The 23,030-nt window shown below is 39.4% G+C and carries 12 protein-coding genes and 2 pseudogenes; 12 read left to right on the top strand and 2 right to left on the bottom strand.

Features of this window, described 5'->3' with window-relative positions; translation table 11 throughout:
- The first annotated feature begins 172 nt into the window (after positions 1 to 172).
- The 9 genes and pseudogenes from IPK31_18605 to IPK31_18565 all read left to right on the top strand — a co-directional run bounded on the left by IPK31_18605 (position 173) and on the right by IPK31_18565 (position 15,134).
- Positions 173 to 874: an Asp/Glu/hydantoin racemase gene (locus IPK31_18605; GenBank protein MBK8089767.1), complete on the top strand. Its 702-nt coding sequence runs from the start codon at positions 173 to 175 to the stop codon at positions 872 to 874.
- Positions 875 to 1,038: 164 nt separating this feature from the next.
- On the top strand, positions 1,039 to 2,328 hold the full coding sequence (locus IPK31_18600; protein MBK8089766.1) for a bile acid:sodium symporter family protein: 1,290 nt from the start codon (positions 1,039 to 1,041) through the stop codon (positions 2,326 to 2,328).
- Positions 2,329 to 2,374: 46 nt separating this feature from the next.
- Positions 2,375 to 3,601 carry a glycoside hydrolase family 88 protein gene (locus IPK31_18595; protein MBK8089765.1) on the top strand — a complete coding sequence of 409 codons (1,227 nt, stop codon included), beginning with the start codon at positions 2,375 to 2,377 and terminating at the stop codon, positions 3,599 to 3,601.
- A 62-nt stretch (positions 3,602 to 3,663) separates the two neighbouring features.
- A complete protein-coding gene (locus IPK31_18590; protein ID MBK8089764.1) occupies positions 3,664 to 6,960 on the top strand; it encodes a DUF4981 domain-containing protein in 3,297 nt (1,098 codons plus the stop codon).
- Positions 6,960 to 7,703, top strand: a complete 744-nt coding sequence (locus IPK31_18585; protein ID MBK8089763.1) for a hypothetical protein — start codon at positions 6,960 to 6,962, stop codon at positions 7,701 to 7,703. The genes IPK31_18590 and IPK31_18585 overlap by 1 nt, the downstream gene beginning before the upstream one ends.
- A 115-nt stretch (positions 7,704 to 7,818) precedes the next feature.
- A complete protein-coding gene (locus tag IPK31_18580) occupies positions 7,819 to 8,241 on the top strand; it encodes a hypothetical protein (GenBank protein MBK8089762.1) in 423 nt (140 codons plus the stop codon).
- Positions 8,242 to 8,248: 7 nt separating this feature from the next.
- Entirely contained in the window at positions 8,249 to 9,340 is a 1,092-nt protein-coding gene (locus IPK31_18575) for a glycosylase (GenBank protein MBK8089761.1), read from the top strand.
- A 16-nt stretch (positions 9,341 to 9,356) separates the two neighbouring features.
- Positions 9,357 to 12,736, top strand: a pseudogene (locus IPK31_18570) (DNA-binding protein).
- A gap of 97 nt (positions 12,737 to 12,833) precedes the next feature.
- Positions 12,834 to 15,134, top strand: a pseudogene (locus tag IPK31_18565) (hypothetical protein).
- A gap of 244 nt (positions 15,135 to 15,378) precedes the next feature.
- On the opposite strand, the gene IPK31_18560 reads toward IPK31_18565, so the two are convergent.
- Positions 15,379 to 16,815 carry a sialate O-acetylesterase gene (locus tag IPK31_18560; GenBank protein MBK8089760.1) on the bottom strand — a complete coding sequence of 479 codons (1,437 nt, stop codon included), beginning with the start codon at positions 16,813 to 16,815 and terminating at the stop codon, positions 15,379 to 15,381.
- A gap of 168 nt (positions 16,816 to 16,983) precedes the next feature.
- On the opposite strand from IPK31_18560, the gene IPK31_18555 reads away from it, so the two are divergent.
- Complete coding sequence (locus tag IPK31_18555) at positions 16,984 to 17,904, top strand: AraC family transcriptional regulator (protein MBK8089759.1); 921 nt, start codon at positions 16,984 to 16,986, stop codon at positions 17,902 to 17,904.
- A gap of 316 nt (positions 17,905 to 18,220) precedes the next feature.
- A complete protein-coding gene (locus IPK31_18550) occupies positions 18,221 to 18,604 on the top strand; it encodes a hypothetical protein (protein ID MBK8089758.1) in 384 nt (127 codons plus the stop codon).
- A gap of 85 nt (positions 18,605 to 18,689) precedes the next feature.
- On the opposite strand, the gene IPK31_18545 is transcribed toward IPK31_18550, so the two are convergent.
- Positions 18,690 to 19,394, bottom strand: a complete 705-nt coding sequence (locus tag IPK31_18545) for an NUDIX hydrolase (GenBank protein ID MBK8089757.1) — start codon at positions 19,392 to 19,394, stop codon at positions 18,690 to 18,692.
- Between the two features lie 562 nt (positions 19,395 to 19,956).
- Here IPK31_18545 and IPK31_18540 point away from each other — a divergent pair.
- Complete coding sequence (locus tag IPK31_18540; GenBank protein MBK8089756.1) at positions 19,957 to 23,001, top strand: TonB-dependent receptor; 3,045 nt, start codon at positions 19,957 to 19,959, stop codon at positions 22,999 to 23,001.
- Positions 23,002 to 23,030 lie beyond the last annotated feature (29 nt).

Below are 23,030 nucleotides of genomic sequence, written 5' to 3'. Positions count from 1 at the left end.
GATGAATTTGTTCCGTAGGAACATTTGGTGGGTAGAAAAGGTAGTTGAATGCGGTTGCATCCCGTAGGGACGCTTGGTGAATGATGAATAGAAATAATGGACGTACAAGTGAGTGACACAACAGGTGATGACAGTAGTAATATAGTTGGTAAACAAAATAGAAAAAGAAATTATGTCAAATAGTAAAACAACAAACTCCCCTTCAGGGGGTGGGGGTAAAACATTAGGATTGATTCACACATCGGCAACATTAGTGCCTGTGTTTGCAGAGTTGTGTAAGAAATATTTACCGAACGTAAAAGTATTCAACATAGTTGATGACAGCTTGATCAAGAACACCATTGCACGTGGAGAACTTACTCCCGATACTTCGAAAAGAGTAGTGAACTATGCCGCATCGGCACAGGAGGCAGGTGCTGATTATATATTATTCACCTGTTCATCAATCGGGCCTGCAGTTGAAACAGCTGCAACATTAACCGGAGTGCCTGTGTTACGTGTTGATCAGCCAATGGCCGATAAAGCAGTGCAGATGGGAAAACGAATTGGAGTGGTCGCAACATTGTCAACCACTTTAAATCCAACAAGCGATTTGGTGAGAAGAAGAGCTTTAGTTGCAGGAAAAGAAATTGAATTGAAATCTGTTTTATGCGAAGGCGCATTTGAAGCATTGATGAGCGGCGATGCAGCAACACATGACAAGAAAGTAGGAGACGCATTAAAGCAATTGGCGAATGAAGTGGATGTAATTGTGTTGGCGCAGGCAAGCATGGCAAGGGTAGTGGACACATTAACCGAAGCAGAAAAGAAAGTGCCGATACTCGCAAGCCCACCGGTAGCAATGGAATATTTAGCAACGATATTAGCCCCCTAAATCCCCCGAAGGGGGACTTTGAAACACTCTGTATTTGCAACAGGTTTTAACTAATTGAATTTGCTGCATAAAAAATAGAAAGATCAAGTGGTAGATATAATGTTGAATAAAATTTTAAAGAACCGCCTCTTTCCCTCCGGGGAAGAGGAAGGGAGATGGGGCTTATGAAGCAATTTAATAAAATATGTTTAATCATTAGTGCTGTTGCCGCAGTGTTATTGCTGACAGGTATAGTGATGCAGAATGCATCGCTGTACAAACCTGCTGCAATTGCAACAGCGGTTTTCTTTGCGATCGGGTTGGGTTCGGTGCCGTCGTTAAAAGGTTATCAATACACAGCATGGATCATTGCAGCAGTGGTGGCAGGAATGGTTTTCCCGGAAGCGTTTAAAAACTGGGGTGGCGTTAATCTTCGTGATAAAACATTGATCCTTGTCATTATTCAATTGGTGATGTTTGGGATGGGTACACATATGAGCCTGAAAGATTTTAGCGGATTAGCATCAACAGGCAAAGGTGTATTAGTTGGGTTGTTTTGTCATTTCTCCATTATGCCGTTGATGGGTTTGCTGCTGACGAAAGTATTTCATTTTGAACCGGAGATTGCAGCAGGTATTATTTTAATTGGCAGTTGCAGCAGCGGGTTGGCAAGTAATGTAATGGTGTACCTGGCGAAAGCGAATTTGGTGTTGAGTGTAATTGTAACTGCAATGGCAACACTGGTTGCTCCATTACTTACACCTTTATTGATGAAAACACTGGCAGGCACATTGATCGAAATAAGATTTGTGGATATGATGATGGAGATCATCAAAATTGTACTGGTGCCGATTGGTGCAGCACTGTTGCATGATTTTCTGAAACGTGCTTCAGCTGAACAGAAGAAGAAAGTATACCTGCTTGCTGCAATTTCAGCTGTATGGATTTTGACCATTGTATTTGTTCTTCAAAAAATAGTTATTGACCATGGATTGGTACAAAGCATGAATCTCTCCGGTTTCTTTGCCGGTGCTGTCATTGCCGGTTTAGTTTATCATTGGCTGTCTCTGCGGTTTCCAAAACTTGATAGCATGATGCCGTTGATTTCGATGTTTGGCATTATTTATTTTACAACAGTAACAACGGCTGCTGGGAGAGAGAATTTGATGAAGGTGGGTGTGCTTTTATTCATTGCTTCTGTTATTCATAATGCAGCTGGTTATTTCTTTGGTTACTGGCTAAGCCGTTTATTTGGGATGGATAAAAATTCGAGCCGAACCATTGCCTTTGAAGTAGGTTTGCAAAACGGCGGTATGGCCAGCGGCATTGCAGGAAGTATGGGTAAGCTGGGAACGGTTGGATTGGCTCCCGCTGTATTTAGTCCGTGGATGAATATCAGTGGAAGTTTATTAGCGAACTATTGGAGAAGAAGAGCCCCCCAACCCCCTGAAGGGGGAGAAAGAAACGCAACATGAAAATTATTTTTCGACATTCCTTTATGATAAAAATAAAGTTTCAAAAATGAAAAGAATACTTGCTTTACTGTTGTTACTTGTTGCATTCAATGCAAATGCACAGATCGAGTATCCCAAACAAATGGCGGCTACTATTATGAATCAGTACAAAGATTCAATGGTGGTGAAAAAATATGCAAGTCACCTTGAACAGGATAAATTACCAGTGGGTAACCGCCCTGCTAACTGGAATTATGAGATAGGCGTTGTATTGATCGGCTTTGAACGTTTGTGGAAAATGACCAGCGATCAAACCTATATTGATTATACCAAACACATCGTTGATCATTTTATTACTGCTGATGGAAAGATCCGTACGTATGTGATGGATGAATACAACAGCGATAATATTCCTCCCGGCAGACAGTTGTTGCGATTGCATGAATTGTATAAAGAAGAGAAATATAAAATTGCTGCAAAAACATTGCGTGACCAGATCAGCATACAGCCACGCAACAAAGCCGGCGGCTTTTGGCATAAGCTGAAATATCCATCACAAATGTGGTTGGATGGTTTGTACATGATCGAACCATTCTATGCGGAGTATGCAGTTGTAAATAAACAATCACGGGATTTTAATGATATTATCAATCAGTTTGTGTGGATGGAGAAATATGGAAGGGATTCGAAAACAGGTTTGTTGTATCATGGTTGGGATGAAAGTAAACTGCAAGGTTGGGCGAATAAACAAACCGGTGTATCGCCTGAGTTCTGGAGCCGAAGCATGGGTTGGTATATGATGGCACTGGTGGATGTGCTTGATTTTATTCCTGCAACTCATCCAAGAAGAAAAGAGTTGATTACTATTTTGAATCGACTCTCGACAGCTATTGTAAAATTCCAAGATGCAAAAACTGGTGTGTGGTGGCAGGTAACAGACAAAGCAAATAAAGAAAAGAATTATCTCGAATCATCAGGTACAGCCATGTTTGTATTTGCATTGGCAAAAGCTGTACGACTGAAATATTTACCTGCAAGCTTTAATGCTCCTTTACAAAAAGCATACAATGGTATGATCAAAGAATTTGTAACGAAAGATGCAAACGGTCAGTACCATTTCATACAGGCAGTTGCGGGCGCAGGTTTGGGCGGTATTCCATACCGTGATGGTACGTATGAGTATTATGTAAACGAACCGAGAAGAGATGATGATCTGAAAGCAATCGGACCATTTTTACAGGCATGTATTGAAATGGAGTTGTTGAAGCCCCTAACCCCTAAAGGGGGAAATTAAATCGTGTCTTTGGGTAAGACCAGTAAGGTTTTTATTAGAAAAGTTTTTGCCATGAGAAGAAAATTACAAATAATTATGCTGTTCATAAGCCCCTCCTTTTTTTTTGGGGAGGCCTTTATGCACAGTTGGTAGATAAAACACCGGCAGCAATCCCCGTTGCTCCATCTGTTTATAACCGTGAACCTTTTGAAGACCCGTTGGTAAGCGGTATTAACAGGGATCAAGCAAGAGCAACTGCTTATTCATTTGCAACTGTTGCCGATGCATTGAATGGTGACAGAACGAAAAGCGGACGATACATTTCATTAAACGGTGATTGGGATTTCTCCTTTGCATTAAAACCTGCTGATGCGCCGAAGGATTTTTATAAAAGCAAAGTAGGTGGATGGAAGAAAATCAATGTTCCTTCCAATTGGGAAATGCAGGGTTATGATAAACCGATTTATAAAAGTGCAGTATATCCTTTTCGCCCGGTGAATCCGCCTCAGGTACCGCAGGATTATAACGGTGTAGGCTGCTACCAAAAAACATTTACTGTTCCTGCTAACTGGAGGAACATGAATGTGAGTTTGCATTTTGGTGGAGTAAGTTCAGCCTATAAATTATGGATCAACGGAAAGTTCGCCGGTTATGCAGAAGACAGTTTTCTGCCAAGCGAATTTAATATTACACCTTATTTACAGGAAGGAGAGAATGTGATTTCTGTTTGGGTAATTCGATGGAGTGATGGAAGTTTCCTTGAAGACCAGGATCAGTGGCGCATGAGTGGCATTCATCGTGAAGTGTATCTGCACGCAGAACCTTCGTTGCGTATTGCAGATTTCTTTTATCAAACAAAACTGGATAAGGATTATAAAGATGCATTGTTGAGTATTCGTCCACGCATCGAAAATTTAACCGGAAAGGAGATGCCCGGCTATGTGTTGAAGGCGCAGTTGTACGATGCAAACAATCAACCTGTATTACAACAACCACTTTCGAAAAAGACAGATGAGATCATCAACGAAATTCATCCACGGTTAGACAGAGTGAAATTTGGTTTGATGGAAACAAGCATCAGCAATCCAAAAAAATGGAGTCCGGAAGAACCAAACTTATACAAGTTGGTGTTGACATTGGAAGACAGCACCGGTAAAGTATTGGAGGTAAAAACCTGTAAACTTGGTTTTCGTTCCATTGAATTCAGAAAGAGTGACAGCAAACTACTCATCAATGGAAAGTTGACTTATCTCTATGGGGTCAACCGCCCCGATCATCATCCAATAAGAGGTAAGGCATTAACAAGAGATGATATTCTGCAGGATATAAAAACCATTAAGCAGTTCAATTTTAATTGTGTTCGTCTTTCGCATTATCCAAGTGATCCGTATCTGTTAGACTTATGTGATGAGTTTGGAATAATGGTGATTGATGAAGCGAATTTAGAAACACATGGTTTGGGTGGTAAGCTTGATCATGATCCTCAATGGACAGCAGCTTATATTGAACGAGTAAGCCGCATGGCTTTAAGAGATAAAAATCATCCTTCGATTGTAATGTGGAGTTTGGGTAATGAAGCAGGCAGCGGGCCTAATCATGCAGCGATGGCGGCATGGATCAAAGACTTTGATATTACCCGGCCGCTGCATTATGAACCAGCCATGGGCAGCCCGAAAGAAGAAGGGTATATTGATCAGGCTGATCCACGTTATTTAAAAACAAATGATCATTCGCATCGTATTCAGAATCCGCTGGATCAATATTATGTTGATGTGATCAGCCGGATGTATCCATCAGATTATACAGCACCGTTGCTGGTGAATCAACCGAACGGCGATCATCGTCCGATCTTCTTTTGTGAATATGCGCATGCCATGGGTAACAGTGCCGGTAACTTAAGAGATTTCTGGGATCAATGGCGAAGTATACCAAGAGTAATCGGTGGTTGCATTTGGGAATTTAAAGACCAGGGCTTAGAGAAAACCGATTCTGCAGGAGTGAAATATTATGCTTACGGTGGTGATTATGGTGAAAAGTATTTCGACAATTTTACCATCAAGGGAGTTGTTGCGGCTGACGGAAGACCCAAGGAAGCGATGTATGAATGTAAACGTATTTTTCAACCAATACAATGTGAGTGGGCCGATTCAACAAAAGGGTTGATTCGTATCATCAACCGAAGTGAAGTGAAGAATGTAAATGCATACACAGCTTACATTGCTATAAGAGAAGATGGGAAAATTATTTCCAGCCAGTTGATTGGTGGTATTGCTGTTGCACCGGGAACATCAGTTGAATTTCCTGTTTCCAGATGGTTGCCGAAACTAAAATCATCCTCAGAGTATCATGTGGATATGAAATTCCTGGTTCAGAAACCAAGCGGGTGGGCAGAAAGTGGATTTGAAATTGCATCAAATCAACTTCAGCTTAAAAAAGCAAATGCTGTTCCGAGTAAAACAAAATCTTATGGAAAACTGGCGGTAACTGAAAGTATAAATGCTGTTTCTGTTACAGGTAAAAATTTTAACATACGTATTCTGAATACTTTTGGTGGAGGATTATTTTCTTATGTGTACAATGGCAAAGAACAAATTGCTCAACCATTCTTACCACATTTCAAACGTCCACTTACTGATAATGACAAGAGAGGGTGGAAGCCACAGCGAAAAATGAAGCAATGGTATGAGTATGAGTTAAAACAAACCGGAACAACCGTTGGTCGTTCTGCGTCAGGTGATCTGATGATTACAACTAATTTCAGTCTGATCAATGATAGTGCAACCGTAAAAGTTGATTATACAATCAGCGAAAGCGGAATTATTAAAGTGGATTATAAATTGAATGTAAAACCGGGCTTACCTAATATTCCCAAAGTTGGTATGCAGGGGGCAATCAACAGAAGCTATGATCAAATCGAGTATTTTGGCCTCGGCCCGATGGAAAATTATATCGACAGAAAATATGGTTCTGATGTTGGTATCTACAATCAAAACATTTTTGATTTCATGGAACCTTATGTTGTGCCCCAGGAAAATGGAAACAGAACTGATGTAAGATGGATGTACTTAAACAATCCAAAATCAAAAGATGGTTTATTAATTGTTGCTGACAGTTTGCTCAGCATGAGTGCATGGCCTTATACAGAAGAAAATATCCAGAATGCAAAGCACACCAATAAACTAAAAGATGCCGGCTTCATCACACTCAATATCGATCTTATTCAAATGGGTGTGGGTGGTAACGATAGCTGGAGCGATGTGGCAGCACCTTTGGAGCAATACCAGATTAAAGCAAAAAATTATCATTATTCATTTTATCTTGTACCGGTAAATACTTCAAAAAGATCTGTTTCTAGTATTATTAAGAAAATTAAATTTTAATGAAAACTGTTTTTATTGGTTTTTTAACTTTTTTAATTACTACCTCTGCTTTAGCATGTAGTTGCCATACCGAGCCTTTAACAAGCGAAAAAATTTCAACGTATAAATATGTTAGTGTAGTGAAGGTTAAGAAATTATCATCATTTGAAGTAACTGACAATTCAATGAGATATTATCAGTTGGCAGAAGTAGAGTCACTTGAAATATTTAAAGGCGGGGTCATTAGTAAAATTTTGGTTAGCTCTGTTAATACATCTTGTGATATGGGTGTTAAGGAGGGTGAATGCTGGATTATTTTAGCAAACGATTGGAATGGATACCCAACTCTTTTTCCTTGTGGTTATAATCAGCAGTTTCTTGCTGTTGATACAAGTGAGTTGTATTTTTCATGGTCTTATCTTTCAGGAATTTCATCATTAAATTATTTAAGAAATGTATTTACCAAATTACCTAAGAATGGAAAGTATGACGGCAAGTGGCTGAATGGCAAACCGTCTTTTAGTTTAAAGCGAGAAGATGGAAAAATTATTGGTAATCAGATAATGTATGATGAAAATGGAAATAGAATCATCAACTGCAGTTTTAAGGATAGTTTGCTCAATGGTATAAAAACTATCTGGTATAAGAACGGACAGGTTCATAGCATTTCTAATTATAAGAATGATACTTTGAATGGATTTTCTGCTGAATTTTCAATTAAGGAGTTAAAACCTCTGAAACGAATTATTCCAAAGGGGTTTTAATGGGTTAAGGCAGAAATGGGATGAATCAGGAAACTTAATTTCAACTGGTAACTATTTTTATGGAACACCAAAAGATTCAATTTTTAATTGGTATCCGGTTTATTCTTCTCTATCTATGGCTAAGTATGATCCGTTAATTATGTTTGAAAAGGTAAGTGCTGATTCTGCTTTTGAATGGAGCCAGCGAAGGCAGGTGGAATATTTATCCATTTATGATTCAGGTGGAAATCTTCTTCATAAATTTTCTTATTATTTGAACGGAAATTTGCGGGAAGAAACAATTTACGAACCTAATTCGAAGCAATATTTTCAGCATGAATATCATTTTAACGGAATGACTAAGATGTTCATGATTTATTGGATTGCCGGAAAAAATAAATATGGCAGCGATGATATTCGTTATGTATTCGAAGAAACATGTTTTGGAGATGATGGCAAAAGAATAAGAAAGCGTTTTTTTGATGCAGAGGGCAAAAAAGTAATGAAAGCAATTGATCTGGAAAATGGGAAAGAGACAATTGTTTTCCCCAAAAAATGATGATGATATGAAGTTTATGTGGTTGATATTTTTTCTATTGAGTGTTGCGGTTGCAAATGCTCAAAAAGAAGTGCCATCATCTGTAATGCAACAGGTATATGAAGAAGTAAAAACACCTTACAAGTATGGCTTAGTTGTAACGCCTGAAAACGATACAAAGAAGATTGATTGCCCTTCGGTGTTTCGCAAGGGAAATTCTTGGTACATGACCTATATTCAGTTTGATGGTCGGGGTTATGAAACATGGATCGCAAAAAGTAAAGACCTGCTGCAATGGAAAACACTTGGTAAGTTGATGAGTTTTTCTGATACTGCTGATTGGGATAATAACCAGAAAGCAGGTTATATCGGTTTGCAGAATACAAAGTGGGGAGGTAATTATCAATTGGAAAAATTTCAGAAAAAATACTGGATGAGTTATATCGGTGGTAAGGACAGAGGTTATGAATCCGGACCTTTAGCAATCGGCATCGCTAATACAACAAACGATCCAACCAAACCACATGAATGGAACAGGTTAACACAACCGGTATTAAGCTCAACTGATAAAGATGTGCGCTGGTGGGAAAACCGTAAGCTGTATAAAAGCACAGTGATTCGTGACAGGAACAAAACACTCGGGAGTGAATTTATCATGTACTACAATGCAAATGGGGACAGCAGCGGAAACAAACCCAAATGGCGTTGGTTTGAACGTATAGGTATGGCCGTAAGTAACGATATGGTCACATGGAAACGTTACAATGCCGATCCCGTAATGGAACATGGCGTTGGTATTACAGGCGATGCTGTGCTGCAAAAGATAAATGATGTGTGGGTGATGTTCTATTTTGGTGCTTTCTGGGAAAGCCGGCCAAAAGAAACCTTTAACCGTTTTGCCTGCAGTTACGATTTAGTCAACTGGACTGACTGGAAGGGAGAAGATCTCATCAAATCATCCGAACCGTACGATGCCAAGTACGCACACAAGAGTTTTGTGGTGAAATGGAAGGGTGTGGTTTATCATTTCTATTGCGCCGTTGATAATAAAGATCATCGGGGAATTGCCGTTGCTACTTCAGTTGACAAAGGAATGAGTAAATTGCAGTTTGTAAAATAACTAACGGTTCTGTCATATGCGAATAAGGATACTGCTGATATTTTTTTTACTTGCCAGTGTAATTAATACAAATTATCTGTACGGACAGGGAACTCTTGAACAAAATTTTTTGAACCCTCCTGCATCTGCCAAACCATGGGTGTTCTGGTACTGGATGCATGCTGCTGTTTCAAAAGAAGGGATTCCTGCTGACCTTGAAGCAATGAAAGAAGTGGGAATTGGTGGTGCCTATCTCATGCCAATTAAAGATACGGTGCATAAAATTCCATTTCAACCAACAGTACGGCAGTTAACACCTGAATGGTGGGCCATGGTAAAGTTTGCCATGCAGGAAGCAAAACGTTTGGGTCTTCAGTTGGGTATGCATGTAAGCGATGGTTTTGCATTAGCCGGCGGGCCGTGGATTACTCCTGATCTTTCCATGCAGAAACTGGTATGGTCAAAAATGTATATCAGGGATGGGGAGAATGTAGAAATCAATCTTGCGCAACCGGAAGCAAATGAAAATTATTATAAAGATATTGCTGTGTATGCTTATCCTGCCAACAGCGACAATGCATTCAGTGAAGTGGTGATGATTCCATCTGTTACAACCAGCAATGGAACCCGTGCTTCTTTTCTTTCCTTTGCACATGAAGGAACTGAAACATTCAAAAGCGATACGAGTTGCTGGATACAGTATAAATATCCCAAACCATTCTCATGTCGCTCCATTAAAATTCATACCGGCGGAAATAATTACCAGGCACAGCGTTTAATTGTGCAGACAAGTATGAATGGAATTGATTTTAAAACAATCACCCGTCTTGATCCTCCACGGCATGGCTGGCAGGATACAGATGAAGATGTTACCTATTCAATTCCATTGACAACAGCAAAATACTATCGTTTTGTATATGACAAAGATGATTCAGAACCTGGTGCAGAAGATCTGGATGCAGCCAAGTGGAAACCTTCGTTGAAAGTGATGGGTATTTATTTATCTGATGAACCGGTGATTCATCAATATGAATCAAAGAATGGTTCTGTGTGGCGCATCAGTAAGAACACAACAGCAGAGCAGGTGCCTGATCAATCAGCCATTCCGGTTGACAGCATTATTAATATCACCACAAAAATGAATGAAAACGGAAATCTTTTATGGACCCCGCCTCCCGGTAACTGGGTGATTGTGCGAATTGGTCATACATCTAACGGACATACAAATTATACTGGCGGCGCAGCTTTAGGATTGGAGTGCGACAAGTTTAATGCTGCTGCTGTTAAACTTCAATTCAACAGCTGGTTTGCAAAAGCATTTAGTGAAACAGACACTGCACTGGCAAGAAATGTATTGAAACTTTCTCATGTTGACAGCTGGGAATGCGGCAGCGAGAACTGGAGCAGCAATTTTCCTGCTGAATTCAAAAAAAGAAGAGGTTATGATTTGATGCCTTATCTACTTGCAATGGCAGGTATTCCTGTGCAGAGCGCAGCAACATCAGAAAAAGTGTTGCATGATGTTCGTGAAACCATTGCGGAACTGGTGAATGATGTTTTTTATACCACATTAAAAAATGAAGCGCATGCAAAGGTTGCAGCATGAGTGCAGAAGCAATTGCTCCAACCATGATGAGCGATGGATTGCTGCATTATAAGAATACAGATATTCCGATGGGAGAGTTCTGGCTCAACAGCCCAACACATGATAAACCCAATGATATGCGTGATGCCATCAGTGGCGCACATATTTATGGAAAGAAAATTATACAGGCCGAATCGTTTACCACAGTTCGGATGGATTGGAGTGAACATCCCGGCAGTTTAAAAATACTGGGCGACAGAAATTTTGCATTAGGGATTAATAAAATAGTTTTTCATGTATTTGCACAGAATCCATGGATGGATAAAAAACCGGGAATGACACTGGATGGAGTTGGTTTGTATTTTCAAAGAGATCAAACATGGTTCAAGCAAAGCAAAGCATGGATTGAATACTTAACGAGATGCCAGGCAATATTGCAGATGGGTGAACCCGTTGTTGATATTGCGGTGTTTACCGGCGAAGAAGTTCCAAGACGTTCTATATTGCCTGATCGTTTGGTGAATACTTTGCCCGGGATATTTGGCAAAGAAAAAGTAGAAGCCGAGAAAAAAAGATTACAGAATAAAGGAGAACCGCAAAGGGAGATACCTGATGGAGTTACACATTCAGCAAATATGGCTGATCCGGAAAACTGGATCGATCCGCTGAATGGTTATACCTATGATTCATTTAATCCTGATGCATTGATGATGATGCAGGTGAAGAATGGAAGAGTGGTGCTGCCGGGTGGAGCGAGTTATACAGTGTTGGTTTTTCCTGATCAGCAGCAGATGAATCCCAACAATCATGTCATGTCTTTACGGGTGGCGAAGAAAATTCTTCAGTTGTTGAAAGACGGTGCAAAGATTGTGATGAGTAAAGATTATGTAAGTGGAATTGGATTAAAAGATAATGATAGTGATGTAAAGCTTGTCATCAAAGAAATGCTGAAGCCGGGAAAAAAGGGGAAGATGATGCTGACTCCTTATGTTGATGCTGATTTTAAAAAACTGGGAATCGAAAAAGATGTAAAGATCAGCAAGACAGATAACCGCACGCCATTCAAACCAAACAGTATTGCATGGACTCACCGTAAAACAGCTGACGCAGATATTTATTTTATTTCCAATCAGTCAACTGAAATGCAGGGGTTCAATGTTAAGTTCAGGGTTAAAGCGAAAAACCTGGAAATATGGAATGCAGTTTCCGGTAAAATTGGTTATCTCGATTTGGGAGTAAGCGATGGCTCATACGCAATCGGAATAGGCCCGGGGGATTCTTATTTCTATGTATTCAGAAACTCTTCAACAAATAAGAGGGCGAATAATGTATCCGGCAGCAATGAATGGTCAGAAAACGATTTGTCATTAAAACCATGGAAGATTCAATTCGATAAAAAATATGGAGGCCCTGAAAAACCTGTTGAAACAACTGAATTGAAAAGCTGGACACTGTTTGCTGATTCATCAGTAAAATATTACTCAGGTACAGCAGTATATTCTAATACATTTGAGTGGAATGAAGACAGTAATCAGAAGACAGCAACTGTTCAGTTAGATTCTGTTTATAATATTGCCACAGTAAAAGTAAACGGGATTGATTGCGGTACATTATGGGCTTCATTTTTTTCTCTCGACATAACGAAGGCTTTGAAAAAAGGAACCAATACCATTGAGATAGAAGTTGCAAATACATGGCATAACCGGTTGATTGGTGATAATATGTTGCCACAGGAGAAACGAATTACTTTTACAACTGCTCCTTTCAGGTTAAGTGGTAAGCCTTTATTACCTGCAGGTATTGTTGGTAAGGTTAAACTGATTATTAGATAATTAAAAACCGCTGTCGGGGAAAACATCCGCCGACAGGGTTACACAAACCCCGACAGCGGTTGCAAACCCTGTCGGCGGTTAACAGTAAAATAAACAAATGAAGAAATTTATTTTATCCATCTTTCTTACAACAGCTGTTGTTTCACTGTCAGCACAGCAAACAGTAAGTAACTATGATATTACCTGGAACACGCAGAGCAAAAATGCATCTGAATCTATGCCCTGCGGCGGCGGTGATATTGGCATGAATGTATGGGTGGAGAATGGAGAACTGTTCATCTATGTTGCACGCAGCGGCAATTTTGATGAGAACAATGCATTGATGAAGACCGGAAGAATACGGGTGAAACTCTCTCCCAATCCATTCAACGGAGCAAATTTTCAACAGCAATTGCATTTGCAGAATGGGTATGTTACAGTTGAAGGAGAGAACAACGGCATTAAAGCAATTGTGAAAATATGGGCCGATGTATTTCACCCGGTTGCACATATTGATATCAGCAGCAAGCAAATCATAAATGTAGAGGCTTCTTATGAAAGCTGGCGTTACTAGGATAGAATTGTAAAACCCAGAGAAAACTTCGCTAACTCATGGAAATGGGCCGCACCTAAAAATAATGTCTATAAAAAAGATGTGATTGATTTTAGTGGAAACGAAGTTTTATTTTATCATCACAATACCATTGAAACCATTTTTGATGCCACTGTTGCACAACAGGGAATGGAATCAGTAAAGAACGAATTATATAATCCATTAAAACAACTGGCATTTGGTGGTTCATTCAGCGGAAAGAATTTTATCCCTGCCGGAAATATAGAAGGCGTTTATGTCAATACTGATTTCAAAGCATGGAATTTAAAAAGTAAATCAACGGCAAAACAGCATTCATTGAGTTTGTACCTGCATAATGCACAAACAACGGATATCCAAACATGGAAACATTCGCTTGATTCATTACAGCAGATCGTCAGTAAGGATAAAACAGCGTTTCAAAAATCGCAGCAATGGTGGAATCAATTCTGGAGCAGAAGCTTTATAGAAGTTGATCCATTACAAAAAAGCAAAACAGCATGGGAAGCAGGAAGGAATTATCAACTCTTCCGGTATATGCTTGCCTGTAATGCAAAAGGAGAGTGGCCCACAAAATTCAATGGTGGCTTATTAACTGTTGATCCTGTTTATACTGATAAAAATGAATTAACTCCTGATTATCGGAACTGGGGTGGAGGTTTACATACTGCACAAAATCAGCGACTGGTTTATTTCCCCATGATCAAAGCAGGTGATTGGGATATGATGCAATCACAACTCAACTTTTACTTCCGCATTTTAAAAAATGCAGAGTTAAGAACAAAAGTTTACTGGAATCATGGCGGTGCATGCTTTACCGAGCAGATGGAGAACTATGGCTTACCTGATTTTGCTGAATACGGGCAGAACCGTCCGGAGCATTTTGATAAAGGTCTTGAATACAATGCCTGGCTGGAATATGAATGGGATACTGTTTTTGAATTTTGTTTGATGATTCTGGAAGAAGGAACCTATACAGGAAAAGACATCAGTGACATGATTCCTTTTATTATTAGTTGCCTTCAGTTCTTTGATGAGCATTATCAGTATCTCGCCAAACAAAGAGGGAATAAAGGACTTGATGGGAATGGTCAACTTGTTTTGTATCCCGGCAGTGGGGCTGAAACATTCAAGATGGCAACTAATTCTACTTCAACAATTGCAGCGCTGCAAACAATTACTAAACGGTTACTGGCTTTGCCTGAACAATATCTTACTGCAGAAAAGAAATTGAAATTCGAAAGTTTGCTGAAACGGATTCCTGCAATCAGTTATGGAAATTATAACGGTCATACAACAATCGCTCCTGCTAAAATGTGGGAACGGGTAAATAATACCGAATCATCACAATTATATCCTGTGTTTCCATGGGGGATGTATGGAGTTGGTAAACCGGGATTGGATACTGCACTCAACACCTGGAATTATGATACATTGGTGATCAAATTCCGAAGTCATATTGGCTGGAAGCAGGATAATATCTGGGCAGCACGTTTAGGATTAAGTAGTGAGGCATGGCGATTGACTTCGTTAAAACTGCAAAACAGTGAGCGTCGTTTTCCTGCATTCTGGGGGCCAGGCTTTGATTGGGTACCCGATCATAACTGGGGAGGCAGTGCAATGATTGGGCTGCAGGAAATGGTAATGCAGACAGATAATAAACGCATTCTTCTTTTCCCTGCCTGGCCGAAAGAGATGGATGTACATTTTAAATTACATGCACCGTACAATACAACCGTTGAAGCAGAGTTGAAGGATGGAATGATTGTTTCGTTGATTGTTTTGCCGGAAGAAAGAAAGAAAGATGTGGAATTGTTCTTGAAATAGAAGTCAGCATCTGACGCCCTCGTCTGATGCGTTGTTATAAATATAAATCGCTGACGGAGCTATTGAATCTGTCAGCGATTTATTTTCTTCAAACAGTTTAATTTTTTTGAGACCTCTCCTTCGTCGAGGTGACGATACCCTGCAATTGAAAGTAAACCAAACAAACTCGGAGTGCCGTCATGTCGAGGAACGAGACATCTCCCAAACAGTGAACTGTTTAGTTAATAGTAAAATCTAAAGTAACTCACCAATCATCACTCCTGAAACTTGAAACAGGAAACCCTTCCGTACTAAACAAATCGCCCATCACAAAATCTTTAAACGCATAACGAACCGCAACAGGATCTTTCACATCAGGAGAAGAAACAATTATAGTTCCTCCGCTGATAAGAGCTTTTGCAGGACGGAATATTTTGTTTGCTCCCGCTACTTCAAACAAAGAAAGTGTTTTGCCATAAGCAGTCAAACCATTCGGAGCACCACTGAATTTAACAGTAACCGTATTGCCGCTGATGGAGATCGACTCATAATTCGGGCTTTCAAAACCGAAACCTTTCAATCCATATGTTTTCGCCAATGCCATATAAGCTAAACGTTTGCTGCCTGTTGCTTTATCCATTGGATGAATACCGAATTCCTCGCCAAGATCCATTAACACAGCCATACCGCTGTTGGAGATTTTTGCCAAGGCTTTGCGTTGTGCATCCCGTAAATAGGCAGAGTTGTAAGTGGCAGCGTTCACTGCCGAGTAGTTGGTATAATTGTAGGGAGCAATCTGGCAGTAATAAAATGGAAAATCGCCCTGCCCGGTTTGCTGACGGATCTGTTGTACAAATGCCGGGAACAGAGTTTCGTATTGTAATGCACGATCATTATTGCTTTCACCCTGGTACCAGATACAGCCCTTAATTGTAAAACCAAGGAAGGGCTTCAGCATACCATTGTATAAAACAGTTGCCACTCGGTTATTTAGTTTTGCTGTGTCGCTTGCTGATGGTACTTTGATTTCAGGAAATGATTTGAGTGTAGCTTCATCCATAAACGCTTCCACTGGAGAACCTCCATAACTGATATTCACCAATCCAATAGGTACATGCAGCTGTTCGTATAACATCTTGCCAAAATAATAAGCCGTTGCACTGAAGTTGCTTACAGCTTCTGGCTCAGCCTGTTTCCAGGATGATTGCTTGCTGGTATCCTGTGCTGTACGTTGCACAGAACGGGGAACAGTGTACAACCTGATATTACTGTTTGCTGAACTGAAGACTGCCTCATTGCTGCCAAGGATCGGCTGATCCCTGAAACCTTTCATCGGCATTTCCATATTTGATTGTCCGCTGCAAAGCCATACTTCGCCAATCAACACATTTTTCAAAGTAAGAGGTGTCCCATCACTGATTGTAATTGTATATGGACCACCTGCTTCAGGAGTATTTACTTTCAACTTCCATTTGCCGGCATCATCTGCTTTAGCTGAATACTTTGCCTTATTCCAGGATGTAACCACCTGCACAGTACTTCCTGCTTTTGCCCATCCCCAGATGGCTGCGTCTGTTTTTTGCTGTAGCACCATATTGTCTGAAAAGAACCAGGGCAGTTTGATCGCTGCAGATACAGATGAACTGGCAATGAAGATGAGTAAAACGAAGGCTGAGATTTTTTTACCAATGGCTTGAATCATGTAAGACATTTCAGAAGATTTAGATGGTGTCGAAATTACTTGATTCTTTCGGGAGCTGATGATTTAGGCAAAAGAAATTGCTGTCTTTTCGTTGAATGGAAACAGAAGGAATCTGTTTGTAATTTTCTTTTAGTAATTTTCGCCATTCAATCTTATTGCTTGCAGGTTATGGAAGATATTAAAAAAGGTTCTCATAAGAATATCTGGTACGGCCTGGGTCGTCAGCGTATTGAAATTCCCAAGACCATTTTAAAGTCGAGGGTGCATGGAAATACGATGCTGAAACATCTGCATATCTGTTCCATAGGTTACTATCCAAAAGCCAAGGATCATTTTACCTACCGCAAAAAGGGTTTGTCTGAAAATTTCCTGTTTTACTGTGTGGATGGTAACGGATGGTTCCAGTTGGGGAAACAGAAATATGAGGTTGGGCCAAATGAATTTTTTATTCTGCCGCAGAATACAGAACATTCATACGGAAGTAATCCGGATAATCCCTGGACGATTTACTGGATTCATTTTGGCGGAGAATCATTGAAAGATTTGAACGAAATACAGGCCGTACAGAAACATTTTAAACCGGAGTATGTAAAAAATAATGGCGACATCATTCCCATCTTCACCAAAATATACAAGACACTGGAGTTGGGTTACAGTATCGACAATCTCCTGTTTGCTAACATGTGCCTGTCGCATTTCCTGACATTATTTGTTTATAATTCAAGAAATTATTCTGCAGCTTCATCAACAGATAAACTGGATTGTGTTGATACAGCCATTCTTTTTATGCAGGAGCACATCAATGATAATATTTCTTTGAACGATTTGAGTAAACAGTACAATTATTCTGTTTCCCGTTTTTCCAATCTCTTCAAGCAAAAAACAGGCTACGCACCAATCGATTATTTTTTGCAGATGAAAATGCAGAAAGCCTGTCAGCAATTAGATTTCACCAACCGCTCCATCAAGGATATTGCCTTCAGCATGGGTTTTGATGATCCGTATTATTTCTCCAAACGATTCAGAACAATTATCGGTATGTCACCGAAAATTTACCGTACACGTAAGAGTGAGGAATCAAAATATTAACCGGTAATGTGTTTTTAAGGTTAATTATCGCTTTAAATCAGCTTGTTTTTTAGTGTTGGACGTCATGCAGTTATTTTTCTGAAACCCTTTGCTGACAGGCATTTTAGCGTTTCATTCTGAAATTTAAGGCCATAAAAACCACTGAATCCTGTGTTGCATGCTCAATCTGAGCGGCTTACTTTTGTTCTGTCAATGCAATAATTGCAGTTTGATGTAACACATCTCCGAGATTTGACCGACCCTTGCCTGCCAGGCGACACTTGCACATAGAGAAAGATTTTAAATCAGATTCTTAAAAAATTAAAATACAGAAACAATGAAAACAACAATCAAAAGTGCAGCAATCGGACTATTAACTCTATTAGCAGTAACAACCGGTTTTACCGCATCAGCAGCAGAAGAAACTCCAAAAGCAGAATTAAAAGTAGCAGGCAACCTCAACGATCAACCTTTGTTCCAGCTGAACCTGAACAACAAAGAAAACAACAGGTATGCAATTATTATAAAAGATGAACTGGGTGAAGTATTATTTGAAGAAAGAGTTTCAGGAGTTAACATTATCCGTAAATTTCAAATGAATGCAGATGAGTTAACAGGAGTTAATGTAAATATTGAAATCATTAACCTTGCAAATTCAACTTCATCAGTGTTCAACATCAAAAACAACAAAACAGTTACAACTGAAATAGCAAGCAAGTAATTATTCAATCAACAGAGAGAAAAGAAGGGATACAGTAATGTATCCCTTTCTTTTTTAACTAAATTAAATTCCCCACTCAACGTTATCAGATCAGCCCGTTTGGATTGGGGATAAAATGAAGGAACTTATGAAAGTTCTTCTGGTAATGTTTTTTGTCGAGCTTATAATAGAAGGCACCTTTTTTTGAATTTTCTTTATCCTTGTCTTTTTGTTTCAGCAACAGCCCTGTACTCAAAATCTTCCGGCTGAAATTACGTTTATCGAAACTTGTTTCATATACATCTTCAAAAAGGCTTTGCAGGAGCGGTAATGTAAACTTAGGTGGCAACAGTTCAAACAGGATAGGATGGAGAGCAGCTTTATAGCGCAGCTTTTCCTTTGCCATTGCCATCATTTCGTTGTGGTCAAATATCAGGTCAGGAACTTTGTTAAGTGGAAACCACTCCGGGTGATATTCCTCGCTGATCTGCTTTTCGTATTGATTAATATCTATCAATGCAAAATAAGCAACTGACAGGGTACGTTCTATCGGATCTCTGTCAGGACCGGAAAATGTGTGAAACTGTTCCAGGTAAACTCCCTCAAGGCCAGTAAGTATTTTAAGAATTCTGATGGCTGCATTGTCAGCACTTTCATTTGGCTCAACAAAACCACCCATCAGGCTCCATTTATTCCGTTCTGGTTCAAAACCTCTTTTGATCAGCAGTATTTTCAGTTTCTGGCCGTCAAATCCGAAAACGATACAATCGACTGCGACAAGAATGCGGGTTTGCTTTTGATATTTTGTCATACAATGCTAAGAATCAATTAAAGATAAGTAAACAAGTGATTGCATGCGGTAAATACGGTGTGGAAAAGGTTTAAAAAAATAATTGTAAAAAAGACAATTAATAAAAAAAATTTTTTATTTTCGGTTTGGATTTGCTGCTGGAGCTGGTTTTTTTAGAAATCTACTTCACGATTATTACTAACGATTTGCCAAGGTTCATGATGATTGCTGTATGAAAAAGATTGCAACGTATATCTTAAACTTCACAGGGATTGTTCCCTTTCAATCAATGCTGCCATTTTCTACAGCAGGTTTTTTGAGCTTTTTTTCAAACTTTTTTTTCAAACTTCCGGGTATAAATCAACTGCAGATTTACTGTCTGGATATTCTGTTTCAAAACGAATTATTACTGGAGACGAGGTTGCTGTACCCTGTCATTTCAACAAATACTGAAGAAGGGAATAAGCGAAGTGACTTAATATAGAACTCTTATTTATTTTTTTGAAAACTATCTGTATGTAAAGTATTTTTTTTGATTGTTTAATTGTATAAATGACGCTTATTAAAAACTAAAACAACGATTATGAAAGGAAACAAATCCTGGCTGCCAAAAAAAGTAATCCATTTAACGATTGTCTTTTTTGCCTTGCTATTCTCAAATTACCTGTCTGCACAGTCCACAGTTACAGGGACTGTTGCTGACAATGCAGGTAAACCGCTTACTGGTGTTTCTGTAACTGTAAAAGGAACTTCAACAGGTACTGTAACCGGTACCGACGGAAGATTTTCCATTTCTGCATCAGCGAAAGATGTACTTGTTATTTCTTTTGTTGGCTATGCATCACAGGAAATTTCTGTCAGGAGAAAAACATCTGTAGCAGTTGTACTGCAGGAATCTGCCGGCGACCTTGAAGAGGTTGTGGTAGTTGGCTATGGTACACAACGGAAAAAAGATTTAACAGGAGCTGTATCTGTAGTAAATGTTGGCAATGCACGCAAAACTGCCAGTTATGATGTGGCAAAAATGCTCCAGGGTCAAACTCCGGGTGTAAGTGTTCACGGTTCAGGTGAACCTGGTGGTTTTGTTCAGATCAAAATAAGGGGAATCAGTTCACTTGTAAACAACAACCCTTTATTTGTTGTGGATGGTGTAATGATCGGTGCTCCATTTGATCTTAACCCCAATGATATTGAATCGATTCAGATTCTGAAAGATGCTTCTGCAACTGCTATCTATGGTTCAAGGGGAAGTACTGGTGTTGTGATCATCACAACAAAAAAAGGGAAGCCAGGTAAAATGAAAGTGAATTATAATGGATATGCCGGTATGCAGAACATTGCCCGCCGATGGGATGTTACTGATGCTGCAGGGTACAGAAAAATTACCAACCAGGCTGAAGTGAATGCAGGATTAAGCATTGCTCCCGGTAATGACCCGGCCAGTTCTTCTTTTATCAGTAATGTAAATACCAACTGGCAAAAGGAAGCTTTCCGTACAGGGTTTATTCAGGATCACAGTGTAAGTTTTTCAGGTGGTGCAGAAAGTATGACTTATAATGCCTCACTTGGTTATTTTGATCAAAGCAGTACAATTACCGGCCCGCAGGCATATAAACGTTATACTGCAACATTGGGGTTAACAGGAAAAAAAGGAATTTTTTCTTATGGAACAAAAATGTTCTATACCAATTCTCACAAAGTAAATCCTTACAACGGGTCAAACAGCAAAGCCATTTTTGGCGGTGCTGTTACCAGTTTAATAACAACCATTCCTACCATTCCCGTGAAAGATGCAAACCGTTTGGGTGGTTATGGTGGTGCTGACAATACAACACAGCGTGCAATTACACTGAATGTTATTGGATTGAACAACCTGTTGAAAAATGAAACAGACAGAGATCGTTTCCTCGGTAATATCTGGGGAGAAGTTGAGCTTGTAAAAAATCTGAAGTATAAATTAAATGCAAGCTTCGACAGAGGCCAGGAAGTTGGTTTTGCATTTGAACCTAAATATGATCTCGGATGGTATTATCTGAATAACACTTCTTATCTGTACAGAAGAGTAGGTACAGGCACAACTGCTTTAGTTGAAAATACCCTTTCTTATAAACTGACAACCGGTAAACACAATATTGATGTGTTAGCAGGTTATACTTTTCAGAAAGACAAGGGAAATCATTTAACAGGAAGTGGTATTAATTTACGTGAACCTTACTTCTATACTTTTGATGCAATTGCCGCTGCTTCTGATAAAACTTTAACCAGCGGAAGCGATGCTTCAGTGTTGATTTCTTATCTCGGCAGATTAAATTATAATTATGATGACAGATACCTGGTGACTGTAAACTTCAGAAGAGATGGTTCATCAAGGTTCCCTTCTGCAAACAGGTGGGGTAATTTTCATTCATTCTCCGGTGCATGGAATGTGCATAATGAAAAATTCATTCACCTGCCATCAGTTATCAGTACTTTAAAACTGAGAGGTGGTTATGGTCAGGTAGGTAACCAGAATATTGGGAACTATCTCTACCAATCTTATGTTAATACAAATGCAAGCTATGTGTTCAATAATACATTGGCCCCCGGTGTTACTGTTGTATCACTTGTAGATCCCGGTATTAAATGGGAAACTAAAGTAACAACTAACGTTGCAGCGGAAATAGGTTTGTTGAATGAAAGATTGAGGTTTACTGCTGAGTATTTTAAAAACACAAATAAAGATCTGCTGGCTGGAGTGCCAATTTCATTATCAATTGGCTCTTTTCCATGGGATGTAACAACCAATGCTGCATCAATGGAAAATTCAGGTGTGGAAATAACAGTAGGATATAAAGGATCAGTGAAAAATTTCACTTACGATGTAACCTTATCAGGAAATACATTGAAGAATAAACTTGTATCACTTGGTTTGAATGGCGTACCTATTTACGGAAATGCCAGTAAATCAGAACCAGGCCGACCTGTGGGAGATTTGTACGGACACACTATGATTGGAATTTTCCAGAGTGCTGCTGAAGTAAGCAGTTCACCTACTCAACCGAATGCAGCTCCCGGTGATGTGAAGTTCCAGGACACCAACAAAGACGGTAAAATAAATGATGAAGACCGTGTTTATCTGGGCAGATCAATTCCTAATCTCTACTATGGTTTAAATATTAATCTTGGATATAAGAATTTCGATTTCTCTATGTTCTGGCAGGGAAGTGCAGGCAATAAAGTATATAACTCTGTTTACAGTGATCTGATGGGTGGCCAATACAGTAATCATCATGTTGATGACCTGGATTTCTGGACTACAGCACATACCAATACAACTATTCCCCGTCCTGTAATTGGCGATCCTAATGCAAATGGCAGAGTATCGAACAGGTTTGTTGAAAATGGAAGTTATGTACGTCTTCAAAACTTCCAGCTTGGTTATACTTTGAAACCAATGTCAGGATTGAAATGGTTATCAAACGCAAGAGTTTATTTATCAGGACAGAATGTATTTACCATTACGAAGTACAAAGGTCTTGATCCGGATTTTACAGGTGTAGGCAACGATGGTTTATTCAGTCGTGGATTCGATCAGGGTTCATTTCCTAATCCAAGATCCATCTTAGTGGGTGTGCAACTTTCATTGTAATCCATAAAACTGAATCATCAATTCAAAAC

This window comes from Chitinophagaceae bacterium (genome assembly GCA_016713085.1).
Classification (GTDB): domain Bacteria; phylum Bacteroidota; class Bacteroidia; order Chitinophagales; family Chitinophagaceae; genus Lacibacter.
The sequence above is the reverse complement of the archived record's forward strand: the minus strand, read 5'-3'. Positions and strand labels throughout refer to the sequence as shown.

Coding starts and splice junctions, on each gene's coding strand:
- IPK31_18550 (MBK8089758.1), top strand. CDS start 18,221: ATGAAAACAACAATCAAAAGTGCAGCAATCGGACTATTAACTCTATTA.
- IPK31_18555 (MBK8089759.1), top strand. CDS start 16,984: ATGGAAGATATTAAAAAAGGTTCTCATAAGAATATCTGGTACGGCCTG.
- IPK31_18580 (MBK8089762.1), top strand. CDS start 7,819: ATGGCTAAGTATGATCCGTTAATTATGTTTGAAAAGGTAAGTGCTGAT.
- IPK31_18575 (MBK8089761.1), top strand. CDS start 8,249: ATGAAGTTTATGTGGTTGATATTTTTTCTATTGAGTGTTGCGGTTGCA.
- IPK31_18585 (MBK8089763.1), top strand. CDS start 6,960: ATGAAAACTGTTTTTATTGGTTTTTTAACTTTTTTAATTACTACCTCT.
- IPK31_18545 (MBK8089757.1), bottom strand. CDS start 19,394: ATGACAAAATATCAAAAGCAAACCCGCATTCTTGTCGCAGTCGATTGT.
- IPK31_18540 (MBK8089756.1), top strand. CDS start 19,957: ATGAAAGGAAACAAATCCTGGCTGCCAAAAAAAGTAATCCATTTAACG.
- IPK31_18600 (MBK8089766.1), top strand. CDS start 1,039: ATGAAGCAATTTAATAAAATATGTTTAATCATTAGTGCTGTTGCCGCA.
- IPK31_18560 (MBK8089760.1), bottom strand. CDS start 16,815: ATGATTCAAGCCATTGGTAAAAAAATCTCAGCCTTCGTTTTACTCATC.
- IPK31_18605 (MBK8089767.1), top strand. CDS start 173: ATGTCAAATAGTAAAACAACAAACTCCCCTTCAGGGGGTGGGGGTAAA.
- IPK31_18595 (MBK8089765.1), top strand. CDS start 2,375: ATGAAAAGAATACTTGCTTTACTGTTGTTACTTGTTGCATTCAATGCA.